At 62.4% G+C, this 22,980-nt stretch carries 28 protein-coding genes and 1 tRNA gene; 14 read left to right on the forward strand and 15 right to left on the reverse strand.

Features of this window, described 5'->3' with window-relative positions:
• The first annotated feature begins 87 nt into the window (after nucleotides 1-87).
• Nucleotides 88-1,413, forward strand: a complete 1,326-nt coding sequence (locus DXY33_RS03770; protein ID WP_115131807.1) for an aminopeptidase P N-terminal domain-containing protein — start codon at nucleotides 88-90, stop codon at nucleotides 1,411-1,413.
• 41 nt (nucleotides 1,414-1,454) lie between these two features.
• Here the strand turns inward: DXY33_RS03770 and DXY33_RS03775 are convergent, their stop codons facing one another.
• A complete protein-coding gene (locus tag DXY33_RS03775; RefSeq protein WP_115131808.1) occupies nucleotides 1,455-2,225 on the reverse strand; it encodes a TIGR01548 family HAD-type hydrolase in 771 nt (256 codons plus the stop codon).
• A gap of 54 nt (nucleotides 2,226-2,279) precedes the next feature.
• Between DXY33_RS03775 and DXY33_RS03780 the strand changes: the two genes are divergently transcribed.
• A complete protein-coding gene (locus tag DXY33_RS03780) occupies nucleotides 2,280-2,795 on the forward strand; it encodes a 30S ribosomal protein PSRP-3 (RefSeq protein WP_115010092.1) in 516 nt (171 codons plus the stop codon).
• Between the two features lie 169 nt (nucleotides 2,796-2,964).
• On the opposite strand, the gene atpC is transcribed toward DXY33_RS03780, so the two are convergent.
• Both atpC and atpD read right to left on the reverse strand, forming a co-directional pair.
• The gene (atpC, locus tag DXY33_RS03785) at nucleotides 2,965-3,375 is read right to left on the reverse strand and encodes an ATP synthase F1 subunit epsilon (protein WP_115131809.1); all 411 of its coding nucleotides are present in this window, start codon (nucleotides 3,373-3,375) and stop codon (nucleotides 2,965-2,967) included.
• Nucleotides 3,376-3,449: 74 nt separating this feature from the next.
• The gene (gene atpD, locus DXY33_RS03790) at nucleotides 3,450-4,913 is read right to left on the reverse strand and encodes a F0F1 ATP synthase subunit beta (protein ID WP_115010090.1); all 1,464 of its coding nucleotides are present in this window, start codon (nucleotides 4,911-4,913) and stop codon (nucleotides 3,450-3,452) included.
• Between the two features lie 223 nt (nucleotides 4,914-5,136).
• On the opposite strand from atpD, the gene groES reads away from it, so the two are divergent.
• The 3 genes from groES (at nucleotide 5,137) to DXY33_RS03805 (ending at nucleotide 7,734) form a co-directional block, all read left to right on the forward strand.
• On the forward strand, nucleotides 5,137-5,448 hold the full coding sequence (gene groES / locus DXY33_RS03795) for a co-chaperone GroES (RefSeq protein WP_006850452.1): 312 nt from the start codon (nucleotides 5,137-5,139) through the stop codon (nucleotides 5,446-5,448).
• Between the two features lie 77 nt (nucleotides 5,449-5,525).
• The gene (groL, locus tag DXY33_RS03800; RefSeq protein ID WP_115131810.1) at nucleotides 5,526-7,160 is read left to right on the forward strand and encodes a chaperonin GroEL; all 1,635 of its coding nucleotides are present in this window, start codon (nucleotides 5,526-5,528) and stop codon (nucleotides 7,158-7,160) included.
• Nucleotides 7,161-7,380: 220 nt separating this feature from the next.
• Complete coding sequence (locus DXY33_RS03805; RefSeq protein WP_115131811.1) at nucleotides 7,381-7,734, forward strand: hypothetical protein; 354 nt, start codon at nucleotides 7,381-7,383, stop codon at nucleotides 7,732-7,734.
• A 277-nt stretch (nucleotides 7,735-8,011) separates the two neighbouring features.
• Here DXY33_RS03805 and secG read toward each other — a convergent pair whose 3' ends face one another.
• Together secG and gpmI are read right to left on the reverse strand one after the other, a co-directional pair.
• Nucleotides 8,012-8,242 carry a preprotein translocase subunit SecG gene (secG, locus tag DXY33_RS03810; RefSeq protein WP_006849683.1) on the reverse strand — a complete coding sequence of 77 codons (231 nt, stop codon included), beginning with the start codon at nucleotides 8,240-8,242 and terminating at the stop codon, nucleotides 8,012-8,014.
• The gene (gene gpmI, locus DXY33_RS03815; protein ID WP_115131812.1) at nucleotides 8,242-9,879 is read right to left on the reverse strand and encodes a 2,3-bisphosphoglycerate-independent phosphoglycerate mutase; all 1,638 of its coding nucleotides are present in this window, start codon (nucleotides 9,877-9,879) and stop codon (nucleotides 8,242-8,244) included. Before gpmI ends, secG begins: the two co-directional genes overlap by 1 nt.
• Nucleotides 9,880-9,986: 107 nt before the next feature.
• Here gpmI and pyrR point away from each other — a divergent pair, with 107 nt between their 5' ends.
• On the forward strand, nucleotides 9,987-10,538 hold the full coding sequence (gene pyrR / locus DXY33_RS03820) for a bifunctional pyr operon transcriptional regulator/uracil phosphoribosyltransferase PyrR (protein ID WP_115131912.1): 552 nt from the start codon (nucleotides 9,987-9,989) through the stop codon (nucleotides 10,536-10,538).
• Here pyrR and DXY33_RS03825 read toward each other — a convergent pair.
• From DXY33_RS03825 to DXY33_RS03835, 3 genes are all read right to left on the reverse strand, one after another.
• On the reverse strand, nucleotides 10,522-10,743 hold the full coding sequence (locus DXY33_RS03825; protein WP_115010087.1) for a ferredoxin-thioredoxin reductase variable chain: 222 nt from the start codon (nucleotides 10,741-10,743) through the stop codon (nucleotides 10,522-10,524). The two genes, pyrR and DXY33_RS03825, sit on opposite strands and share 17 nt — an antisense overlap.
• A gap of 30 nt (nucleotides 10,744-10,773) precedes the next feature.
• Nucleotides 10,774-11,619: a hypothetical protein gene (locus DXY33_RS03830; protein ID WP_115131813.1), complete on the reverse strand. Its 846-nt coding sequence runs from the start codon at nucleotides 11,617-11,619 to the stop codon at nucleotides 10,774-10,776.
• 101 nt (nucleotides 11,620-11,720) lie between these two features.
• A complete protein-coding gene (locus DXY33_RS03835; RefSeq protein ID WP_115131814.1) occupies nucleotides 11,721-13,295 on the reverse strand; it encodes an Hsp70 family protein in 1,575 nt (524 codons plus the stop codon).
• Between the two features lie 62 nt (nucleotides 13,296-13,357).
• Here DXY33_RS03835 and DXY33_RS03840 point away from each other — a divergent pair, with 62 nt between their 5' ends.
• The 4 genes from DXY33_RS03840 (at nucleotide 13,358) to DXY33_RS03855 (ending at nucleotide 14,853) form a co-directional block, all read left to right on the forward strand.
• Complete coding sequence (locus DXY33_RS03840) at nucleotides 13,358-13,642, forward strand: hypothetical protein (protein ID WP_114989486.1); 285 nt, start codon at nucleotides 13,358-13,360, stop codon at nucleotides 13,640-13,642.
• A gap of 42 nt (nucleotides 13,643-13,684) precedes the next feature.
• Entirely contained in the window at nucleotides 13,685-13,912 is a 228-nt protein-coding gene (locus DXY33_RS03845) for a DNA-directed RNA polymerase subunit omega (RefSeq protein WP_025362489.1), read from the forward strand.
• A gap of 10 nt (nucleotides 13,913-13,922) precedes the next feature.
• A complete protein-coding gene (locus DXY33_RS03850; RefSeq protein ID WP_115131815.1) occupies nucleotides 13,923-14,294 on the forward strand; it encodes a DUF1818 family protein in 372 nt (123 codons plus the stop codon).
• Nucleotides 14,295-14,607: 313 nt separating this feature from the next.
• The gene (locus DXY33_RS03855; protein WP_006851681.1) at nucleotides 14,608-14,853 is read left to right on the forward strand and encodes a DUF2811 domain-containing protein; all 246 of its coding nucleotides are present in this window, start codon (nucleotides 14,608-14,610) and stop codon (nucleotides 14,851-14,853) included.
• Here the strand turns inward: DXY33_RS03855 and DXY33_RS03860 are convergent.
• The 6 genes from DXY33_RS03860 to DXY33_RS03885 form a co-directional block, all read right to left on the reverse strand.
• Entirely contained in the window at nucleotides 14,805-15,533 is a 729-nt protein-coding gene (locus DXY33_RS03860) for a hypothetical protein (RefSeq protein ID WP_170950933.1), read from the reverse strand. The genes DXY33_RS03855 and DXY33_RS03860 overlap by 49 nt on opposite strands.
• Nucleotides 15,517-15,963 carry an EVE domain-containing protein gene (locus DXY33_RS03865; protein WP_115131913.1) on the reverse strand — a complete coding sequence of 149 codons (447 nt, stop codon included), beginning with the start codon at nucleotides 15,961-15,963 and terminating at the stop codon, nucleotides 15,517-15,519. Before DXY33_RS03865 ends, DXY33_RS03860 begins: the two co-directional genes overlap by 17 nt.
• A gap of 85 nt (nucleotides 15,964-16,048) precedes the next feature.
• Nucleotides 16,049-17,434 carry a UDP-N-acetylmuramoyl-L-alanine--D-glutamate ligase gene (gene murD / locus DXY33_RS03870; RefSeq protein WP_115131817.1) on the reverse strand — a complete coding sequence of 462 codons (1,386 nt, stop codon included), beginning with the start codon at nucleotides 17,432-17,434 and terminating at the stop codon, nucleotides 16,049-16,051.
• Nucleotides 17,435-17,476: 42 nt separating this feature from the next.
• Nucleotides 17,477-17,548 (reverse strand) — tRNA-Val (locus tag DXY33_RS03875).
• A gap of 72 nt (nucleotides 17,549-17,620) precedes the next feature.
• Nucleotides 17,621-18,397, reverse strand: a complete 777-nt coding sequence (locus tag DXY33_RS03880; RefSeq protein ID WP_170950934.1) for a photosystem II S4 domain protein — start codon at nucleotides 18,395-18,397, stop codon at nucleotides 17,621-17,623.
• Nucleotides 18,397-18,897 (reverse strand): hypothetical protein, encoded by a 501-nt coding sequence (locus DXY33_RS03885; protein ID WP_114989480.1) that lies wholly within the window; start codon nucleotides 18,895-18,897, stop codon nucleotides 18,397-18,399. The genes DXY33_RS03880 and DXY33_RS03885 overlap by 1 nt, the downstream gene beginning before the upstream one ends.
• Before the next feature lie 106 nt (nucleotides 18,898-19,003).
• Here DXY33_RS03885 and serA point away from each other — a divergent pair, with 106 nt between their 5' ends.
• From serA to DXY33_RS03905, 4 genes are all read left to right on the forward strand, one after another.
• Complete coding sequence (gene serA / locus DXY33_RS03890; RefSeq protein ID WP_115131819.1) at nucleotides 19,004-20,590, forward strand: phosphoglycerate dehydrogenase; 1,587 nt, start codon at nucleotides 19,004-19,006, stop codon at nucleotides 20,588-20,590.
• The gene (gene prmA / locus DXY33_RS03895) at nucleotides 20,590-21,477 is read left to right on the forward strand and encodes a 50S ribosomal protein L11 methyltransferase (protein ID WP_115131820.1); all 888 of its coding nucleotides are present in this window, start codon (nucleotides 20,590-20,592) and stop codon (nucleotides 21,475-21,477) included. Before serA ends, prmA begins: the two co-directional genes overlap by 1 nt.
• Nucleotides 21,478-21,632: 155 nt before the next feature.
• Nucleotides 21,633-21,932 carry a ferredoxin gene (locus tag DXY33_RS03900; protein ID WP_006043345.1) on the forward strand — a complete coding sequence of 100 codons (300 nt, stop codon included), beginning with the start codon at nucleotides 21,633-21,635 and terminating at the stop codon, nucleotides 21,930-21,932.
• 99 nt (nucleotides 21,933-22,031) lie between these two features.
• Nucleotides 22,032-22,418 (forward strand): hypothetical protein, encoded by a 387-nt coding sequence (locus DXY33_RS03905; protein ID WP_115131821.1) that lies wholly within the window; start codon nucleotides 22,032-22,034, stop codon nucleotides 22,416-22,418.
• 49 nt (nucleotides 22,419-22,467) lie between these two features.
• Here the strand turns inward: DXY33_RS03905 and psbV are convergent, their stop codons facing one another.
• Entirely contained in the window at nucleotides 22,468-22,980 is a 513-nt protein-coding gene (gene psbV / locus DXY33_RS03910) for a photosystem II cytochrome c-550 (RefSeq protein ID WP_222929014.1), read from the reverse strand.

Here is a 22,980-nt window from a genome sequence, read left to right on the forward strand (position 1 = left end):
TGCCGTCTGAAACTCCTTGCATCGTAGAGGCCCTGGCCAGTTCGGCCTTGCCAACTGCCATCCTGTTCCCCTGAACGCTCTGCTGCTGTGAACGGTTTCGACTCCGGCATCCACGCGCGTCGTCGCGCCCTGTTCATGGAGCAACTCGGCGCTGCCGCTGCGGTGATTCCGGCCGCGGCATTGGCGACCCATCACGCCGACTGCGAATGGCCCTTCCGGCAGGACAGCGATTTCTTCTATCTCACCGGTTTTGATGAACCGGATGCGGTGGCTCTGCTGCTGCCGCATCGACCGGAAGGGGAGCGCTACGTGCTGTTTGTGCAGCCCAAGGACCCGGCGGCTGAGGTGTGGACCGGCTTCCGCTGGGGCACCGAAGGCGCGGTGGAGCGCTATGGCGCGGACCTGGCCCATCCGTTGGATCAGCTGAGCGAAAAACTGCCCGAGTACCTCGCCGGTGCCGAAGCCATCGCCTTCCGGGTGGGCCGAAACACGTCGGTGGAATCGATGGTGCTTTCGGCCTGGGGGCGGCAACTGGACACCTATGCCCGCACGGGGACGGCGGCCCTGGGCCTGGTGGCACCAACGCCGATCCTGCATCGCCTGCGGCTGCGCAAGGAGCCCCATGAGTTGGAGCGTTTGCGGGAGGCCTGCCGCATCTCCTCAGAAGCCCACGAGCTGGCCCGATCGATCACCCGCCCGGGCATGAACGAAGCCGAGGTGCAGGCGGCGATGGAGGCCCACTTCCGCAGCAACGGGGCCCGCGGTCCTGCCTACGGATCCATTGTCGCTGGCGGTGATAACGCCTGCGTGCTGCACTACACCGCCAACACGGCCCCGCTTCAGGATGGCGACCTGCTGCTGATCGATGCCGGTTGTTCGCTGGAGGATTACTACAACGGTGACATAACCCGTACCTTCCCGGTGAATGGCCGCTTCACGGCGGAACAGCGGGAGCTCTACAGCCTGGTGCTGGAGGCTCAGGAAGCTGCGGTTGCCGTTGTGACTCCCGGCGGCACGGCGGAGGCGGTGCACTACACCGCCCTGCGAATTCTGGTGGAGGGCCTGGTGGACCTGGGCCTCCTGATCGGGGATGTGGACGGCATCATCGAGCGAGGCGACTACCGCCACCTGTATATGCACCGCACCGGCCATTGGCTGGGTCTGGATGTGCATGACGTGGGGGCCTACAGGCTCGGTGAGCAACCTGCGCTGCTGGAGCCAGGCATGGTGCTCACCGTTGAGCCCGGTCTTTACGTCAGCGATCGCCTCAGCGTCCCGGAAGGACAGCCTGAGATTGACGATCGCTGGAAAGGCATCGGCATCCGCATCGAAGACGACGTTGCCGTCACCGAGATCGGCCATGAGGTGCTCACTGCCGGCGCCCTCAAGAGCGTTGCTGCAATGGAGCGCTGATCGCCTCGATCAGCGGGGAGTTTCGTGGACCGCAGTTGCCCTTATCCCGCAGCTCCTTCCCAATGCAAGACCGCTTCAGTGGTCGTCAGCACTTGATCGGCGCCCGCCTCCCGCAGCCGTTGCTCATAGATGTCGCGCGCCGCAGCCTGCTTTGGGGTTTGCAGGTGAGGCGGTGCCACCGCCAGGCTTACGAATGGTTGTTCCGGCCAGCGTTCCCGGGCCTTGATCACGGTGTGCACATCGGCCACGGTGTCGCCGAGATAGGCCACCTGAACTCCCTCGGCACTGGCCCCCAGTGCTTTGGCCAGGCGGATCAAGCCTGTGGGGTCCGGTTTGTCGGGGGCATCTCCCATCGCGATCAGGGGCGGGTCCTGGAGCCCCAGGCGCTGCTGAAGCACGAAGCGGGCTGAGGGTGGTTCCGCTCCACTCACAAATCCCCAGCTCAACTTGCGCTTCGAAAGCGTGGCGAAAAAGCTGGCGTCCACCAGAAGAGGCTCATCACCGATGAAGCCCGTCCATTGGCTGGGGTCTCCGTCCGGATCTCCGCCGAAGTAGAAGCCGCTGAACACATCGATCAGCGCGGCGCGATCCGGCAGCTCAGCACCATGGCGCCGCAGCAGTTCAAGGCTGGCGTCCCAGTCGTTGTTCCAGGCTCCTTCAGCCTTCAACGCATCGATGACATCAGCGCTGGGCTGCCAACCGCAGTAGTGCTGCACAGTGCATTGAAGGGCCCGTCGATAGCTGCCCGCGACATCGCGGATCACACCATCGATGTCGAACAGCAGGATGGTTGGGGATCCCAGAACGTCCAATGGGGAGCGGCTGGTAGGTTAGTTGTTTGTATTTCTGTCTTGAGCGCTGACACCATGACGGTCACCGAAGGCGCTGCCCCTACCGACCAGGAGGTCGCGACTCCGTCCGCCGACGCGGCTGAAGGCGCCACCCAGGCAGCTGAAACCACTGAAAAGCCTGCAGCCAGCGAAGGCGAAGGCCGTCCTGTGCTGAAGGGCGCCGCCGCGGCTCTGGCCACGGCCACCATTGATGCTGATGGTGTTCCTTCCGGTTACACCCCCAAGGCTGATGAGGGCCGGTTCCTGCTGAAGATCCTCTGGCTGCCCGACAACGTGGCCCTTGCGGTTGATCAGATCGTTGGCGGTGGCCCTAGCCCCCTCACCTCCTACTTCTTCTGGCCCCGTGAGGATGCCTGGGAAAGCCTGAAGACCGAGCTGGAAGGCAAGAGCTGGATCACCGACAACGAGCGGGTTGAAGTGCTCAACCAGGCCACTGAGGTGATCAACTACTGGCAGGAAGAGGGCAAAGGCAAGAGCCTCGACGAGGCCAAGGCCAAGTTCCCCGACGTCACCTTCTGCGGTACCGCCTGATTCCGCTTTTCAAGTTGATGATGCAAACCTGCCTTCGGGCAGGTTTTTTTATGCCTTCCCGTGGCTTGCCTGGTGTTGGGATGACGAACGGACAAACCACACCACGAAAAAGGCCAGGGGCTGTAACCCCTGGCCTTTGGCGACGTCATCCTTGAAATTGGGGGATGAATCAGTCGGCGGTTTTGCTGGCCTGAAGGCGAGCGCGGGCTTCATTCAGCTGTTGCTGCGCCTTGAGTTTTTCCGGCGAAGCAGGTTGGCCTTCCATGCCAGCCACCACGGTGGAGGCCTTCTGGAAAGCGGCTTCGGCGGCAGAGGCATCGATGGAGCTGCCAAGTTCGGCCTTGTTCACCAGAACGGTGACTTCATCAGCATCCACTTCGGCGAAACCACCCATCAGAGCGATGGAGTTCCATGCACCGTTGGCACGCACCCGCAGTACACCGATGTCGATGGCGGTGAGCAGGGAGATGTGGCCGGGCAGGATGCCGAGTTGACCGGTGGTACTGGGCAGGATCACCTCGTCGGCGCTGCCATCAAAGACGTTCTGGTCTGTTGCCAGCACGCGGAGGGTGAGGGACATGAACCTTGGTTCGAAAAGAGAACGGACTGTCGAGAAACACGTGATCGGGGGTGTGAATCACATCCCCGCAGGGATCACTTGGTTTCGGCGGCGATCTTCTCGGCCTTGGCTTTCACTTCCTCGATGTTGCCCACAAGATAGAAGGCGGCTTCGGGGAGGCTGTCCAGCTCACCGGAAAGGATCTGGTTGAAACCAGCAATGGTCTCCTCCAGCTTCACGTACTTGCCGGGCATGCCGGTGAAGATTTCAGCCACGAAGAAAGGCTGGGAGAGGAACTTCTCAACCTTGCGGGCACGGTCCACGGTGCGACGGTCGTCTTCCGACAGTTCGTCGAGACCCAGAATCGCGATGATGTCCTGCAGTTCCTTGTAGCGCTGCAGGGTGGACTGCACGGCGCGGGCGGTGCGGTAGTGCTCGTCACCCACCACAGCTGGCTGGAGCATGGTGCTGGTGGAATCCAGAGGATCCACAGCGGGGTAGATGCCCTTGGAAGCCAGGGCACGGTTCAGCACCGTGGTGGCGTCGAGGTGAGCGAAGGTGGTGGCCGGGGCGGGGTCGGTCAGATCGTCAGCAGGCACGTAAACGGCCTGAATCGAGGTGATCGAACCTTCAACGGTGGATGCAACACGCTCCTGCAGGGCACCCACGTCGGTGCCCAGGGTGGGCTGGTAGCCCACAGCGGAAGGCATGCGGCCCAGCAGTGCGGACACCTCGGAACCGGCCTGCACGAAGCGGAAGATGTTGTCCACGAACAGCAGCACGTCCTGCTTGTTCACGTCGCGGAAGTGCTCAGCCATGGTCAGAGCGGAGAGGCCCACGCGCATCCGGGCGCCGGGGGGCTCGTTCATCTGGCCGTAGCAGAGGGCCACCTTCGACTTGGACAGGTCGTCGGCGTTGATCACGCCGGATTCCTTGAATTCCTCGTAGAGGTCGTTGCCCTCACGGGTGCGCTCACCCACACCACCGAACACAGACACACCGCCGTGCTCCTTGGCGATGTTGTTGATCAGCTCCTGAATCAGCACGGTCTTGCCCACGCCGGCGCCGCCGAACAGGCCGACTTTGCCGCCCTGGCGATAGGGAGCCAGGAGGTCGATCACCTTGATACCGGTCTCGAACACCTTCGGCTTGGTCTCAAGCTCGGTGATGTTGGGGGCATCCCGGTGGATGGGAGCGGTGGCCGTGGTGTTGACGGGGCCCTGCTCGTCGACGGGCTCGCCCAGCACGTTGAAGATGCGGCCGAGGGTGCCTTCACCCACGGGCACGGAGATCGGTGCACCGGTGTCAACGGCTTCCATGCCACGCACTAAACCGTCGGTGCCACTCATGGCAACGGCACGAACCCTGTGATCACCCAGAAGCTGTTGAACCTCAGCGGTCAGGGCGACGTCGTCACCTGCGGGGTTTTTCCCCTCGATGCGCAGGGCGTTATAGATCTTGGGCAGTTTCCCGGCGGGAAATTCCACGTCCAGAACCGGGCCGATCACCTGACGGATCACACCCTTGGTGCCAGCAGATGCAGGAGCAGAAGCGACCATAGGAAGGAGAGTTGCGGGAACAGGCGCTGCGCGCTCGGACCCATTCAGAGCGGCGCAACCATACCACCGCTGTGGTTGCACCCCCTCCGGTTCGGTCACCCGCACAGCTTGAGGTATGGCCCGAGGGGTGGTCGCTTGCATACGTTGGCACTCATCGGCATCGAGTGCCAACTCGCGTCGATGCGTGGCGCATTGCGCCCTGTCCCTGCTCCTGCAAGTACCCATGGCTGCTGTTTCTCTCAGCGTCTCGACCGTTAAACCCCTCGGCGACCGCGTGTTCGTCAAGGTCTCTGAATCCGAAGAGAAGACTGCCGGCGGCATCCTTCTGCCTGACACCGCCAAAGAAAAGCCCCAGGTGGGTGAAGTGGTTCAGGTGGGCCCCGGCAAGCGCAACGACGACGGCAGCCGTCAGGCTCCCGAAGTTGGTGTGGGCGACAAGGTTCTCTACAGCAAGTACGCCGGCACCGACATCAAGCTCGGCAGCGATGAATACGTGCTGCTGTCCGAGAAGGACATCCTGGCTGTCGTCAACTGAGATCAGCCCTGCTGCATTGCGGCTTGAGTCTCAACTCAGCCTCCCTTAACCATCCTCTTCATTAGGAACCGCCTTCCATGGCAAAGCGCATCATCTACAACGAGAACGCCCGTCGCGCTCTCGAAAAAGGCATCGACATCCTCTGCGAAGCCGTTGCCGTCACCCTGGGTCCCAAGGGCCGCAACGTGGTGCTCGAGAAGAAGTTCGGTGCACCCCAGATCATCAATGACGGCGTCACTATCGCCAAGGAGATCGAGCTCGAAGACCACATCGAGAACACCGGTGTTGCTCTGATCCGTCAGGCCGCCTCCAAAACCAACGACGCTGCCGGTGACGGCACCACCACGGCCACCGTTCTGGCCCACGCCATGGTCAAGGCTGGTCTGCGCAACGTGGCTGCCGGTGCCAACGCCATCACCCTGAAGAAGGGCATCGACAAGGCGTCCGATTTCCTGGTCAGCAAGATCAAGGAAATGGCCAAGCCCATCGCTGACAGCAATGCCATCGCTCAGGTCGGCACCATCTCCGCTGGCAACGATGAAGAAGTCGGCAAGATGATTGCCGATGCCATGGACAAGGTTGGCAAGGAAGGTGTGATTTCCCTCGAAGAGGGCAAGTCCATGGAGACCGAACTCGAGGTCACCGAGGGCATGCGCTTCGATAAGGGCTACATCTCCCCTTATTTCGCCACCGACACCGAGCGGATGGAAGCCGTCCTCGACGAGCCTTACATCCTTCTCACCGACAAGAAGATCGGTCTGGTGCAGGATCTGGTGCCCGTGCTGGAGCAAATCGCCCGCACCGGCAAGCCTCTGCTGATCATTGCTGAGGACATCGAGAAGGAAGCCCTGGCCACTCTGGTGGTGAACCGTCTGCGTGGTGTGCTGAACGTGGCCGCTGTGAAGGCTCCTGGTTTTGGTGATCGCCGCAAGGCCATGTTGGAAGACATGGCTGTGCTGACCAACGGTCAGCTGATCACCGAAGATGCCGGTCTCAAGCTGGAGAACGCCAAGCTCGAGATGCTGGGCACCGCCCGTCGCATCACCATCAACAAGGACACCACCACCATCGTTGCCGAGGGCAACGAGGTGGCTGTCGGCGCCCGCTGCGAACAGATCAAGAAGCAGATGGACGAGACCGACTCCACCTACGACAAGGAGAAGCTGCAGGAACGCCTGGCCAAGCTGGCCGGTGGCGTGGCTGTGGTGAAGGTGGGTGCAGCCACCGAAACCGAGATGAAGGACAAGAAACTCCGTCTCGAGGACGCCATCAACGCCACCAAGGCGGCTGTTGAGGAAGGCATCGTTCCTGGCGGCGGCACAACCCTGGCTCACCTGGCTCCGGCCCTGGAGCAGTGGGCAGCCTCCAGCCTGTCCGGCGAGGAACTGATCGGCGCCAACATCGTGGCTGCTGCTCTTACCGCTCCGCTGATGCGCATCGCTGAAAACGCAGGTGCCAACGGCGCTGTTGTGGCTGAGAACGTCAAGGCTCGCGCTGGTGCCGAAGGCTTCAACGCTGCCTCCGGCGAGTACGTCGACATGCTGGCTGCCGGCATCGTCGATCCCGCCAAGGTGACCCGCTCCGGTCTGCAAAATGCCGCATCCATCGCTGGCATGGTGCTCACCACCGAGTGCATCGTGGCTGATCTGCCCGAGAAGAAGGAAGCAGCTCCTGCCGGCGGCGGCATGGGCGGCGGCGACTTCGACTACTGATCGACTTCGGGTGGTCGGGAGACCACCCGATCACCCCAACTCAAGTCATGCCAAGAGGTCCTGCGGGGCCTCTTTTTTATGTTCGGATACTGTCTTGTAAGAACTAGTTTTTACAAGACATGTGGCGCCTGGGGCCGGCGTTGGTTGCCGGTCATGAAGGATTGGGGAGTGCGGAGAGGTGCCGGCTAATGTCTTGCTGTGTATCGATGTGTCGGGACAAATGCCCCAGCGCCCCGGAGCTTTCGCCGCCCAGTTCGCTCCAGAGACGCTGCAGCGTTTCAAAGCCCTTTGCCGACAACAAGACAAGGCCTACTCCAAGGTGTTGGAGCGTCTTGCCTTGTTGTACGTCGAAACGGATGGAGGCATTCTTTCCCCGGCCAGCACGGCTTCTGCTCCCTCAAAAGGCGTGCAAAAAAGGCAAGTTCAGGTTGAATCTTTGCAAAACAAGTTGTTGGAGGATCTGTTGAAGCGGGTTGAAATCCTTGAAAAGAAGGAAACAAAAACGTTGTACGAGCTTGATCGGGTCTACAGGGAAATTGCTTTTCTGAAATCAGGGTTGCAAAGCCCTGAGTAATGTTTCTGGAATCTGAACTCTCACGGCTTAAGTTCAAGGCCGCTAGGGATCTCATTAATTCAGGCTGCTAGAAGAATTCTTTGTTTGTTGATCTTGCAATACCGCCTCAGTTGTACCTCAGTGTTCTTGATTCGTGCTCTATGTGCTTTCTTGTGTAACTTCTGTTCGCAAAATTGATTGGAACAGAGCGGCAAGTTGATGAGCAGCATTCCAGCCATCAGCTTGAAGCTGCCTTCAAAATATGTGTGCTGGAAATTGAGTTTGTGAGCGGGTTGGTTTAGTTCAACCAGCCAGCACTCAGGATCACAGCCAAGGACAAAAACAACGCCAGGCATGTCCATGTCAGACGGTTCAACGTTGCTTCGGCGCTGCTGGCGCTGCTGAACATGGAGCTGCCGCTTGCTGCCAAGCCACCCATGCCATCACCTTTGGGGCTATGCAGCAGCACCAAGACGATCAAAAGAAGGCCGGTGCCGATCCAGCTCCAGGACAAAATTGAGGTGAGCATCAAACGGAAAGAGGAAGGCGAGCGGTCTTGGGTGTGGGGTCCATGTTGGACATGGGGGCAATCAGGCTTTGGCCAGTCATGGCAGCCGGTTGCGGAAGGTCAAGAATTTGCAGCAACGTCGGAGCGATATCGGCCAGCCCCCCGTTATCGCGCAGTGTGATGGCGTTGCCATGGCCAGGCAGTTTGCGCCGCTCTCCTTCGATCAGGATCGCAGGCACAGGATTGGTGGTGTGGGCTGTCCAGGCTTGGCCATCCGGACCCTTCATCAATTCGGCATTGCCGTGATCAGCCGTGATCAGCATGGTTCCGCCTTGGCGTCCCACCGCATCCAACAACCTGCCAATGCAGGCATCCACGGTTTGGATGGCTTCCTTGGCGGCCTCCATCACACCGGTGTGCCCCACCATGTCGGGGTTGGCGTAGTTGATCACAATCAGCGAATAGTCCAGCTTCTCAATGGCAGAAATACAGCTGTCGGTGAGTTGCTCCGCCGACATCGCCGGTGAGAGGTCGTAGGTGGCGACCCTCGGCGATGGCACCAAGTGACGGTCTTCTCCCGCCAGTGGCTGTTCGATGCCACCGTTCATGAAGTACGTGACGTGGGGGTACTTCTCCGTTTCAGCGGTGCGGTACTGCTTCAGCCCGGCGTCTGCCACCACCTGCCCCAACAGTTGGTCGAGCGGCTCGGGGGGGAAGGCCACTTGAACGGGAAGGTCTTGTTCCACCTGGGTGAAGGTGACCACATCCAATTCCGGCGTGTGGCTGCGCTCGAAGCCCTCGAAATCGGGGAGGCAGAGCGCTTGCACGATCTGGCGGGCGCGATCGGGTCGGAAGTTGAACACCAGAACGCTGTCACCGTCTTTGATGACGCTGTTCTGAAGCCGCACCGGTTCGAGGAATTCATCGGTGATGTCCTCGGCATAACTCTCCGCCAGCACATGCTCTGCCGTCCGGCTGTCGACGGCGATGTTGGGATCGGTGTAGAGGTTGTATGCCTTTTCGATCCGCTCCCAGCGCTGGTCCCGGTCCATGGCCCAGTACCGGCCACAGAGGCTGGCGAGCTGGCCAACGCCGCTTCGGCTCAGGGCCGCTTCCACCTGGCTGATGTATCCCGGTGCGCTCTGGGTCGGTGTGTCGCGACCATCGGTGATGGCATGCACGGCGACATCAGAGATGCCGCTGTCCGCTGCCCACTGGATCAGTCCACAGAGATGGTCCACGTGGCTGTGGACGCCCCCATCGGAGCAGAGGCCGAGCAGGTGCAAGGTGCCGCCCCGCCCTTGGGTGCGCTCTGCCAATTCCTTGAGTGCCTGCGTGTCGCCCAGTTGGTTGCTGCGCACCGTGTCGCTGATTCGCACCAACTCCTGGCGAATGATGCGGCCGGCTCCGATGGTGAGGTGGCCCACCTCAGAGTTACCCATCTGTTGATCGGGGAGGCCCACATGGGAGCCACTGGCCTCAATCAAGGTGTGTGGATAGGCATGCCAAAGGGCATCCATCACAGGAGTGCCGCCTTGCTGAATCGCGTTGTGCTCGCTTGCGTTCCTGTAACCCCAGCCATCAAGAATGGCGAGAACGACCGGTGCCACTGTCCCGGAGCGTCCTGAACCGTTGGTAGTGCTTTTCCCCACGTTCACCCGCGACCGACGGTTCTTAAGGACTCTTGCAGAATCAACTTAACGCCACGCCAGCCCTCAAGCTGCAGTTTCAGCCAATTCCCACACCCCGCAGCGCTCAATCCTCCATGGCCGACCCTGAACGGATCGAAATTCTCTCGGAGCGTGAGCTTGGTCTAACGCTGTCGCGTTTGGCGTCGCAGGTGTTGGAGAGCGCCGAAGACAGCCGTCGGTTGATGCTGTTGGGGATCCCCACCCGCGGCGTTCAGTTGTCCAGGGTTTTGGCGCGGGAATTGGAGCGGTTGACAGGTCATGCCATCTCCCAGGGGGCCATTGATCCCACGTTCCATCGCGATGATCTGGAGCGCATCGGCACCCGTCTGCCCCAGCTCACGACTCTCCCCACAAGCATTGAGGACCGCCAGGTGATTCTGGTGGACGATGTGATCTTCACGGGGCGGACGGTGCGTGCCGCCCTGGAGGCCATGCAGAGCTGGGGGCGGCCGCAGCGGGTGATGTTGCTGGCCATGGTGGATCGAGGCCATCGGGAGCTTCCGATTCAGCCTGATTTCTGTGGTCGCGTTGTGCCGACCCGACGCAGCGAAACCATCGAGCTCCGCCTCAGGGATGTTGATGGTGAGGAGGGGGTGTTCCTCGGCCGACTCAGCCGGCAGGCTTGAGTTCGTCGGCGCGGAAATGGGCTTTGTAGCGGCCGAAGGCAACGATCACAGGAAGCGTTGGGCTGATCACCCGACCCTTCCAATCATTGAGAACGTTCGCCACCTCTCCGGTCTGCCCTTTCATGTCAAAGGCTTTGCCCCGGTGTTCGGGATGGTTGAACACAACGACGGATGCCTCCACCGTCACCCTGTCGCCCGCCTGCATTGCACCTGAGTCATCCACGGGCTCATCTTGTCACGGGCTTGGGGACGAGCGTCGACAGAAACTTTCCGGTCCGTCCTCTTCGACGCGACCGCCAAGGTCGCTGCAGCCCATCGAAAAGGCCGTCCAGGGGTCTAGACCTTGGAGCAACTGATCCTCGACAGCGGCATCCAGCTGATCACCGCTGATGACGTCGGCACGCACCGCTGGGTGCTGTTGGTGTTGCTGAGCCTCATCGAGGGCCTGAATGGCACTCTCCACCTCTTGACGGGTGGCACTTGCCCGCTGCTGCCACCAGGGATGGTCGAGTTTGTTGAGGCTGTCCAAGGCCTCCCACCAGCGTCCTTGCTCCACCAGTTGAACCAGCCGACGCTGTTCCAATTGGTTGCGGTTCCAGATCTCCATCAGCGTTGCACTGAGTTGGCTGATGGAGCTGCGCGCGCTGCCTTTGAGGGGATCCAGCAACTCGAGTGCCTGCTGCAGGTCTCCCTCATGAAACAGAGCAATCGCCTGATCCATCAGAGCCTGGCGCCAGCGTTCGAGGGTCTTGCGATGGAGGGCAAGGTCGCCATGGCCCGAGGCGACCAGTTGCTGCTGCAGCGTGAGGGCAGCGATCGAATCGCCTTGGTCCCAGAGATGTTCGGCGTGCTTCTGGCGGCAGAGGGCCTGCTCCTCCGGTGCGTCCTCCCCCAACCAGCGCAGGGAGGCGAGTTGCTCACTGGTGCGGATGCAGGCCTCGTAGTCGTTGGCAGCGAGGGCGCTCTGCAGCCGCTTCGGCAGTTGTTGTTCCCACCAATAGGCACCTGTCGCAATCGTCAGCACCAGTCCCAGGGTTCCAACACCCCAGAGCCGCAGCAGCAGTTGACGCGGTGCCGCCACGAAGGGTGGAGCTGAACGTTGGTTCTGTTCTATGGAGTGTCGGCTCCCGTTCCAAGGGCCTGTGGACGGACGTCTTATCGGACGGTCTTTATGGGTCAGACTTATCGGACAGCCCCCAGCGTTGGCTGGGACCACGTCCGACCTGAACGCAGATCGTTGATCTCCAGCTGAAGCTGCGCTTCTTGATCAATGCTCCAGCGCAGCCGCAGGCAGTCTTCGCCCTGCTCTCCGGCGGGTTCTAGAGGCAGCACCAGCTCGGTGCCCGGCCAAGGCTGGTGGGAGACCTCCCCGGCGGTCTGCTCCTGCAGGGTCGGCAAACCATCAATGAAGACCACGCTGTGGCTCCCCTGGGGGATGGGCTCCCCCAGCACCAGCTCCAAGCTGCGTTGGCCGGTCCGGCTGGCGGCCAGCACCAGCTCGAGTGGGGCGGGGCTCGGCCAGGGTTGACCGGCCACGAAGAGGGGATGCCAGCGGTGGCTGTTGCTGCGCTGATCCCAGAAACGGAGGGAAACGCCGTGTTGCAGCACATCCCGAATGGCAACCCCTGGCGTGAGTTGAAGCGCACCCAGGGCCACGGCCTCCACTGGTGGCGGGGTGAGCAAGGGTGCTGGCGCCGTGTGCTCGGAGAGCCACTGGCGCAGGAGGGGCAGCTGGGCACCGCCGCCGACGGCCACTACGCCCTCCAGATCTTCAAGGCTGCAGTTGTTGCGGCGACCGCCGGCGAGACAGGTCTCCAGCAATTTTTCGAGGGCGTCTCCGAAGCCGCGCTCCAGCAGAAGCGCGTTGAGTTCGCTGCGCGACAGGCGGAGCACATGCTCCTGCTCATCCATCGCCAACTCCATCAGGGGCTCGCGTTCGGCCAGGGCGGTGTCGCTCAGCCGGCATTTGAGCCGTTCGGCGGCATTGAGCAGGGGGGTGCTGGCGGGTTGACCCGGGCAACAGCGGTCCACAATCCAGCGATCGATGTCACGGCCCCCGAGGCGCAGCCCGGCTTTGCCCAGAACCTTTGCTGTGCGCAGCATCTGGCGGCTGTTGTCCCCCAGGCTGCGCCCCCCTAGTCGCAGCAGTTGGGCGATCGGTGCGGCACGACCTTCTCCTCCCTCCAGAGCCACCAGGGCTAGATCCAGGGTGCTTCCGCCCAGGTCCACCACCAGCAGAGTGGAACCAGCGGGAAGCCCTGCACCCATGGCGGCTGCCGTGGGTTCATCCACCAGGGCGATCTCGGCCACCGGCAGCGTGGTGCAGGCCTGCAGCAACCAGCTGCGATACGTCCGATAGCACTCCACTGGGGCGGTCAGCACCAGCCGCTCCACCGGGAGATCGCTGGGGAGCCGGCCCCAGATCTGTTGAAGCAGCTGTTCTCCTGCCCAGCGGGCTGCGTCCTGTTCTGGGGCATCCGCTTGACCGATGTGGCCCTTGAAGTCGCGATGTAGACGGCTGTCCACGGAGTCATTGAGGCCTGACTCGAGCACCTGCCGGCCAATCAGAGGCCGTTGGGATGCCTCCCACACCAGGCTGGGAATTTCACCGGCCCGGCTGCAGATGGCCGGCAAGTTCAGCAGATCGGCCCTTGTGGAGGTCGGTCCCTGATAGGCCACCACCGTGGTGGTGCTGCCCAAATCGATGGCGAGTGTTCCGCCCCGTTGGTCTGAATGCTGAAGCTTTTCTTCGCCCACGCGATCTCTGACCGTGCTCAGGGCACGGTGAAGTCAGGATGAGACTAGGTGGACTGGCGGCGATGGATCGATTGCAACAGCTGATCTTCTCCTTCTACCGGGAAGATCCTGAACTGCAGGAGAGGTTGGAGCCGCTGCGGAGCTGTCGCATGCGTCGCAGCTGGGGCAGCATCCGCATCGAGTGCATCGATGATGCGCATCTCGAGGAATTGAGTGGTTTGGTCGCTGATCTGCGCTTGCCCCTGGCGGCTTTGGGGATGGGGCGCCAGATCGTGTTGCGGGTTCCAGGCTCCCGTCAGCGGGCTTACCCCATGCACGTGCCCTTTCACACCGATCAGCTGGCCTGAGACGGTCACCAATTAATGTGAACTTGTTTGATCAAGAAGCCTGTGCTTTCGGCCGGAGTGGATTCCAAGGATCTCGCCAAGCGTGGCGAAAGCTTGATTCGTCAATCAAGCAACCGCTATCTGACGACGGTGCGGATCGCCTTCCGGGCCAAGCAGCGCCGCTTTGACGACTTCGACGGTCTGCTGGAGGAGTCCAGCGTCAAGCCGGTGCAACGGGCCATCGTGGAATTGAGCGACGAGCAAGACCAGCCCGATCTGCTGCCGGGTTGATCCATCGGCTGTGATTCAGCAGGAGGGGGACGGATGGCGGGTGTCGCACGACCCCTCCCGCGGCGAATTTTGCGTTCTTGTGGGGGGAGAGCGCTGGGCGTTTGAGTTGACCGAGCCGGAGTGGCGGGATCTGGTGGATCTTGTGGCAACCCTGGAGCAGCAGCACAGGGGGCTGGTTGACCAACTGATGCCCGAGGAATCGATCGAGCTGGAGCTGGATCGTGGCGTGTGGTGGGGATGCTTGAGCGGTGATCGCAGCCAATGGGAGTTGCGCATCCTGCTCACCCCGCTGGAGGGACGTGCGGCGCAGGGGGAGTGGCCGGCCCCCGCGGCGGCGGCGGCCGTAGCGGCCTTGAGAACGTTGTGGGACTCGCAGCATTGATTAATCCAGCTAATCGTTTTTGAGTCATTGATTTCCCCCGCCCTTTCCCTGTTGCTCTGCACAGTTTTTCCACAGGTCATGGGCCGTTAACGCCGCCCTGGCAGGTTTCTGTGGAAATCCCCCGTTTGTCGTTGTTTTTGCTTGACGATGGCGGCGGGCTGCGCAGTTCCATCTATGCCGGCGCTTCGACCAGTGCAGGAGTGGCTTTCTGGCAGGGATCTCGCTTGGAGATTCGTGGGAATGGTCCCGTGTTGGGAGTTCTTGACGGCGGCGCCGTGGTGTGGAGAACTAGTGTTCGGTTCGAAAAGAAAAGATGCCGGAAGGCCTTGAGCAAGCCGCGGCTGAGACCAGTGTTGTGAGTTTCCAATCGGAAGTGCCGCAACCCCTCCAGCAGGCCATGACCCAGTTCATCGAAGGACATCCGAACTGGGATCAATACCGTTTGGTTCAGGCGGCGCTTGCCGGCTTCCTGGTGCAGAACGGCCAGGCATCGCGGGAGATCACCCGGGTTTACGTCGGAAACATGTTCCGCCGGGAATCGCTGATCAATGGCGTCTGAGGCCGGCAGCAGGCCATCAGCACCAGGGCGCTGAAGGGGAGGCTGAGCAGCAGCCCCAGGGTGGCCCCGATCAGCCCCAGAAGATTGAGGCCGAGCAGCATCCCCAGCAGCGCCAGCACCTTGAGCCCATTGCGGTGCACCAGCTGTCGGCTGTGGTCCATCGCCTGAAGTGCTCGGCAGCGCTCGTGCACGAGCAGGGGCAGGGCCAGGGTTTGGCTGAACAGCCAGCTCAGCAGCACCACTCCCCCCAGCAGCACGCTCAGACCTGCCAAGGCCGTGCTCCAGCGTCCGAGCGCCCAGCTCAACGACTGAATCAATCCGACGCCCCCCAGCACCAGCACCAGCTCAAGCAGCACCAGGGTGAAGGCCTGGCGCAGCAGCTGTCTCCAGCTCTGTTGGGGGCGGTCGTCGCGTCGGTCGGGGAGCAGGCCATCCGTCAGTTGCAGCAGGCCCAGGAGAGGCAGCAGCGGAAGCACCAGGCTGATCAACACCGAGAGGTCCCCCAGCCGATTCAGCCATGGGGATCCCGCCAGGCGCAGGTCGTGGCCGATCACCGCAGGGCCGCTGGCACTGATCAACACCAACGCCGCCAAGCCAACACAGCGCCAGGGCCCCCGGCTGAAGCCGATCCAGGCCCGTGGCAGCAGCGTGACCAGTGGGATCTCAGTGGAGCTGGCCAAGCCGTGAAAGGAGGTCGTTGGCGGTATCGGTGGGGACCGGAAGGATCGAGAGCCTGTTGCCGCGTTTGATCACGGGCAGCTGCTCTTCGCTGTAGAGCTCCCGCAGCTGGTCGAGGCTGAGTAGAGCGTCGAATTCGCCGAGGAATCGCAGGCGTGCACAGTCCCAGCGTGGTTTCTCGGGGCTTGATTTGGGGTCGTAGTACTTGGCCGTGGGATCAAATTGTGTCGGGTCCAACAGGCCGGTCTCCATCACTTCCATCAGCCCGATGATCCCGGGTGGTTTGCAATTGGAGTGATAGAAAAACGCTTGGTCTCCCACCTCCATGCTGCGCATGAAATTGCGGGCCTGGTAGTTGCGAATGCCGTCCCACAGCGTGGTGCCCTCGCGCCGCAGATCATCGATCCCGTAGGCGTCGGGTTCGCTTTTCATCAACCAGAAGGCCACGTCGCAAGGCTTGTTTCACACCATCATCGGACCGTTAGGCCCAGATGCATCCCATTGCGTTCGTTTGGTCTCAGGCGACGTCCAGCAGGGGGGTGATCAGGGTGCGGAAGTGGTCTCCTCTGGCCTCGAAATCCCTGTATTGATCAAAGCTGGCGCATGCCGGTGACAGCAGCAGCGATGAGGCTTTATGCCGCTGTACGGCCGTTTCCGCCAGGTTTACAGCGCTCTCGAGCTCCGGGCACTGCAACAGTTCGCCGGGGTATCCAGCCGTTTTGGCCAGGCTGGCCAGCTCATCGGCCCCCGCACCGAACAGGATCAGGCTGCAGGCCTTGGTGTGCAGCTGCTCGAGCCAGCCACTGGCATCGCCCTGTTTGGTCTGCCCCCCGGCCAGCACCACGACGGGCCCCTGCACGGCGCGCAAGCCAACCTCGGCTGCGTCGTAATTGGTGGCTTTGCTGTCGTTGAACACGCTGGCTCCTGCCAACGTGCCAAGTTGCTCAAGCCGGTGCGGTACGCCCGGAAATGTGCGCAAGGCGTTGGCGATTTGCTGGGGGGAGAGGCCGACCTCGAGGGCGGCAGCGGTCACCAGCAAAAGGTTTTGGCGGTTGTGGCAGCCCGGCATCGCCAGGGCATCAGCCGCAAACAAGCGGGTGGTGGTGTTGCGCACCATGCCCTCGTCATCAATCCAGAGGTCGGCGGGCTGGTTGTCCGGACGCGCGCCCTCACTGCTCACCCAGGTGCCGCGGTTCCAGCTGCTGCGCTGCTGGCGCAGGTCTGGATCATCGGCATTAAAGAGGGCGCACGCCGAGCGTTCAAGCAGCCCGCGTTTGATGGCCCGGTAGGCCTCCAGGCTGCCGTGGCGTTCGAGATGGTCTGGGGTCAGCGTGGTCCAGATGCCGATCTTGGGGGCCACGGCGGGCGCCGCCTCAATCTGGTAGCTGCTCAGTTCCATCACGAGCCAATCCGGCCGCGGTGTGGCCCCTGAGCTGATCTGGCAGGCCAGTTCAGCGGCGGAGAGGCCCATGTTTCCCCCCATGGGTGCCGTAAGGCCTGAGGCTTCCAGCACGTGGTTAAGCAGATGGGTGACCGTGGTTTTGCCGTTGGTTCCTGTGATGCCGATCCAGGGGATCTGTTGAAGGGCATCCCAGGCCAGATCCATCTCGCCGCGCACCTCGATGCCCTCGGATCGCAGCTCAACCAGGGTTGGATGATCCCAGGGGATGCCGGGGCCGATCACCACTGCGTCCAGGTTGTCGCGCCAGGCGTGAAAGCTCTCCAGGGTCAGGGGCTGCCCCAGCACCACCTGAATGCCCTCTTCGGCGAGGGTTTTCGAGGTGTTTTGGAGGGGTTCGTTATCGCCCCGTTCGAACACAACAACGTCGCAATTCTGCTGCTTGAGCAGACGCGCAGCTCCCAAACCTGAGCGACCCAAGCCAACGACAATCGTGCGTGTCATCGCGAGGCCTGAAGTTCGAAAACGCAGTCCCGACAGGGAAAGTGGGCGATACTGGATTTGAACCAGTGACTCCTACAATGTCAATGTAGTGCTCTACCCCTGAGCTAATCGCCCGACATCGATCATTTGAAATCTCGTGATTTCATCGACCGAGGCTGAACAGTAGCAGTTGGTGGGCAGCTCAACTCAACTGCGGCGCAGTTCAACGCGCCAGCGCTCCCGTTTTGTGCGCGTGAGCGAGAGCACCTCCACCGAGCCGCGATCCTGCAGCTGCAGCCGGTCGCCCACCACGAGTTCACGGCTCGCTTGATGCACGTTGCCCCAGTTGAGCCGTAGGCGCCCAGCTTTGACGTGGGTCACGATCTTGGCTCGGGACAGCCCGAATCCAGCCGATGCAATCGCATCCAGGCGACAGGAGGCCTCCACCGTCTGCAGGGTGCGGACGCTGCGTTGCACAGGCTGCTGCAACTGCTCCACAGGACGAGATTCGCAGCGAATCTCCACCTCGCGCACGGCCCCCAGGCGGGCATGCAGTGCTTCGGCAGCACTGGGGGTGCAGATCCCTTGCCCGCCGCGATCGCCGCGCACCCAGAGATCGCCGATGTGGTCTGCGTCGACGCCCATGGCCTTCAACGCTTCGCGCAGGTCCTCGGGGGAAAGGGGGTCGAAGAGGAAATTGCCTTCAATCAGCAGGCCTTGAACCGGGGCTGCTGGATCAGGGCTGTCGTCGCGACGGTGGCAGAGCAGCCGTTGGCGTTCGGCGCCTGGATAGCCGCCATCACTGATCCAGGTCAATTCACTGAGGCTGCCCAGGCGTGCCAAGGCTTCCTCCCGCAGCGGTGCGCTGAGAAAGGGACTCCAGGCCGGTTGCCAGGTGCGCAACACCTGCTCCGCGAGATCGACCAGCACCGTCAGCTCTTCCGGGTTCTGGGCCCCTGCCAGCAGCTCCTCCCGGGGCAGCATCACAGGTCGTCGAGGCGAACCACCTGCTGCGGCCGCGACTTTTGAATCACCTGCCAGGGGGCTTCGATGCCATTGGGTGTTTCCAGCAGCACCAGCCAGCGTCCTTCGTCGCGGCGGTTGCGCAGGATCCGCACGCCTGCATCGTTGTCTGAATCCACGCTGGCGGCTGCGGCGTAGCTCCCCATCAGGCCGGAGCCCATGCCCAGCAGGCCGCCGATCAGGGTTTCGCCCCAGGGGCCAAAGCTGGCGAAGGTGGTGAGGGTGGTGATCTTGGTGAAGGTGACCCCTGCCAGGAAACCGAAGGGCATCAGCCAGCGGGCCATGCCTCGCTGCCGCTGTTGGCGCGTGAGGTTGGGGTTCAGCAGGGCAACCTTGTCGATGGCATCCCCATCAGGGGGGATGGTCAGACACTTCAGCAGCGGCAGATCGGTGTCCCGGAGCCGCTGGGTCAGGCCTTCCGCCGCAGGGGCATCGGCCATCACCATCACACAGACGGGCATGGGGCATTCAGATCCAATGCGCTGAATTCTGAACCCTGTGCTTCGAACTGGAGGGGGTGGAGGATGTCGATCTCTACAGTTCACCGCGGCAGTTCTGCGCCTTTCGATGACGAAAGTTCTTGTCTCCGATCCGATCGACCAGGCCGGGATCGACATCCTTGGCCAAGTGGCGCAGGTGGATCAGCGCACCGGCCTCTCGGAGGAGGAGCTGATCGGGATCATCGGTGAGTACGACGGATTGATGATCCGTTCCGGCACCCAGGTGACCGCAGCGGTGATCGCGGCGGCGAGCCGGCTCAAGATCATCGGCCGCGCCGGCGTCGGCGTCGACAATGTTGATGTGCCTGCCGCCACCCAGCGGGGTGTGCTGGTGGTGAACTCGCCGGAGGGCAACACCATCGCTGCAGCGGAGCACGCTCTGGCGATGATGCTGACCCTCTCGCGGCACATCCCTCAGGCCCATGGCGGCATGCGGGCCGGCAAGTGGGACCGCAAGAAATACGTCGGCAACGAGCTCTACAAAAAGACTCTGGGGGTGGTCGGTCTCGGCAAGATCGGATCCCACGTCGCCCGGGTTGCCCAGGCCATGGGCATGGAGGTGATCGCCTACGACCCCTTCATTGCTGCTGACCGGGCTCAACGGATGCAGGTGAAGCTGCTGGAGCTTGATGAGCTGTTCCGCACCGCCGACTACGTCACCCTGCACATCCCGCGCACCAAGGACACCGAGAACCTGGTGAATGCGGAGCTGCTGCGCACAATGAAGCCCACGGCGCGGATCGTGAACTGTGCCCGCGGCGGCGTGGTGGATGAGGCGGCGATCGCTGAAGCCATCAACAACGGTGTGATCGCCGGTGCGGGCCTGGATGTTTACGCCAGTGAGCCCCTGGCGGAAGACTCCCCCCTGCGGGCGGTGGAGCGTGGTCTGGTGCTGACGCCCCACCTCGGTGCATCGACGGAAGAAGCCCAGGAGAATGTGGCGATCGATGTGGCGGAGCAGATCCGTGATGTGCTGCTGGGTCTGCCGGCCCGCAGTGCGGTCAACATTCCCGGCCTCAGCGCCGAGATCATGGAGCGGCTCAAGCCCCATCTCCAGCTCGCCGAGACGGTCGGTCTGCTCGTCAGTCAGCTGGCTGGCGGTCATGTGAAGGAGATGGAACTGCGCCTGCAGGGTGAATTCGCCAGCCATCCCTCCCAGCCTCTGGTGATTGCTGCTCTGAAGGGTCTGCTCAGCGCTGGCCTGGGTGACAGCATCAACTTCGTGAATGCCTCGCTCGAGGCCAAGGCCCGCGGCATTCAGGTGCTGGAGGTGAAGGATGAGAGCAGCCGCGACTTCGCCGGAGGCTCACTGCAAATCACCACCCGTGGTGATCAGGGCAGCCGCAGCGTCACCGGTGCCGTCTTTGCCGACGGCGATCTGCGCATCACCAGCATCGATGCCTTCCCGGTGAATGTGACCACCAGCAGCCACATGCTGTTCACCCGGCACCGGGACATGCCTGGAATCATTGGTCACCTGGGCTCTCTGCTGGGCGAACACAACGTCAACATCGCCTCCATGCAGGTGGGCCGCAAAATCGTGCGCGGCGATGCGGTGATGGTGCTCAGCATCGATGATCCGATCCCAGCAGATCTGCTGCAGACGATCACGGACATCGATGGCATCCAGGAAGCACACCCGGTCACGCTCTGATGTGGTGGCGTCTCACACTCCCGTGTCCTCCGGAGCTGGAGGAGTCGCTGGTGTGGAAACTGACGGATCTGGGGCTGCATCGCCATGCGGTGCAGCATGCGCCGGAAACGCCTGATCGCAAGACGCTGTTGGTCTGGCTCCCGAAGCCGGAGTGGCCGGAGCCTCAGCGGCGGGAGCTGGTCGCCAGCCTGCAGCCGCTGGCGGAGCCCTTTGGACTCAGCCTGCCCGATGGGCGCTGGGACGATGTGGCCGACGAGGATTGGAGCCTCAGCTGGAAACAACATTGGCAGGCCGATCCTGTCGGTACGGGGATGTTGATCCTGCCGGCCTGGCTGGAGGTGCCGCCGGAGCATGCCGATCGGCTGGTGATCAAGATGGACCCCGGAAGTGCCTTCGGCACCGGAAGTCACCCCACCACCCGGCTCTGCCTGGAGGCGTTGGAACAGTCGCCTCCGCTGGGGGCGCTTGTGGCTGATCTGGGCTGCGGCAGCGGGGTGCTGGGCCTCGCTGCGCTGGGTCTGGGGGCGGAGTCGGTGGTGGCCGCTGACACCGATTCCATGGCGGTGCGTGCCACAACAGACAACCGCGGCCTCAACGACCGATCGGAGGCTGAGCTTCAGGTGGCTCTCGGTTCTGTGGAGACCCTGAGCGATCTGCTCGCGCCCCGCCGCGCTGATCTGCTGCTCTGCAACATCCTGGCCCCGGTGATTGAAGCCCTCTCCCCGGGTTTCGAGGGGCTGCTTCAGCCCGATGGGCGCGCTCTGCTCAGTGGGCTCCTGGTGGATCAGGCACCGCGCCTGAAGGAGGTGCTGGGGGGCTTGGGCTGGTCGGTCACCGCCGAGGCGGCACAGGGTCGCTGGGGGCTGCTGGAGATCCGCCGCCGCTAGCCCTAGCCCTATAAGCCGGGCTTATCAGAGTGGGGTCTCCGATTGGTCCTCCTCCCCAGTGGCCCCGGAATCGTCAGGTTGAGCACCTATTTGAAGTAAAAATGTGGCGTTCTGCAGGACCGGGTTTTCCGGAACCCTGTACGCATTCATCAATCATGGCTTCTTACAAGGTCACCCTGGTCTCCGAGAGCGAAGGTCTGAACAAGACCATCGAAGTGCCCGACGACCAGTACATCCTCGACGCTGCTGAAGAGCAGGGCATCGACCTCCCCTACTCCTGCCGCGCTGGCGCTTGCTCCACCTGCGCCGGCAAGATCACCGCTGGCACCGTCGACCAGTCCGACCAGAGCTTCCTGGACGACGACCAGATCGAAGCTGGTTTCGTGCTGACCTGCGTCGCCTACCCCACCAGCGACTGCACCATCAAGACCCACGCCGAAGAAGAGCTCTATTGAGCCTCTTTCCCTCAACTGGACTTGTCCTCAACCGCCCCTTCGGGGGTGGTTTTTTTTGGTCTGGTCGTCTTCCATGCGTGTCCCTTGTCTTCTCCTGCCGTGAGCCGCCCCGAAGTCGACGATCTTCTGGAGCCCGGCAGCGTTCACACCAGCCCCGGCGGTCAGTACAGCTTCCGCGTCATCGGTCCCTGTTGCCGGTTGTTTGATCGCGAAGAACTGCCTTGGCCCTGCTGTCGTCTGGCCTGGCGCAGCAAGGAGCCGAGCTGGCGACGGATCGGACGGCGGTTTGTGCCCGACCTGGCGGCCCGGCGTTGCCCCTCCTACGCCGTGGAACTGCTGCAGCCGGGAGGACGACCCACACCCACCGTGCTGACCCTGTTCTCCGTTCGTTTCAGCCGGGATCTGCAGGAGTGGTGGTACAGCCGCCATCCCATCTCCATGGCCCCTGAGCAGGTGAGTCCCCAACAAAAAGCCCCGACGACCTGAGGCCGCCGGGGACAAACGATTTTGATTGGAGTTGATCGGCAGAAGCTGATCAGAAGTAGATCTTGCCGCCACCCCAGGCACTGCCCTGGACTTTGGGCGACACCAGGATGTAGCCAGCCATCAGGCGCAGATCCTCATCATCGAGATCGCGCATGGCGGGGTAGAGCTCAGCGTCGCGCATGCTCGGGTGCAGGTCAGCAATGCTGTACTCACCGTCGTAGGAGGTGGGGTCCTTCATGTAGTCGACCAGGGCCTCAACGTTGTCGCGGGCCGGGGTGGCCAGGGCCAGGGTCTCAGGATCCAAGCCCACGTTGTGGTTGGTCTTGGTGATGCCGCCGGCGTGGCAGGTGCCGCAGCTGGTGTTGAACACCTTGCGGCCAGCATCGATTTCACGATCGCTGAAGGTCACCTCTGTGCCGGAGGGATCTGCCGGAACCGTTAGGGTCTCAGCGTCCCACTGGGCCGCCTGAGCCGGAGAGATAACGGCCAAACCGATCAGCACCGGGATGAGGACCAGAAGGCCCTTCAGGGACCGTCGCAAGGAAGAGAACACAGAGGCCAT

Source organism: Synechococcus sp. N26 (genome assembly GCF_900473975.1).
GTDB lineage: Bacteria > Cyanobacteriota > Cyanobacteriia > PCC-6307 > Cyanobiaceae > Parasynechococcus.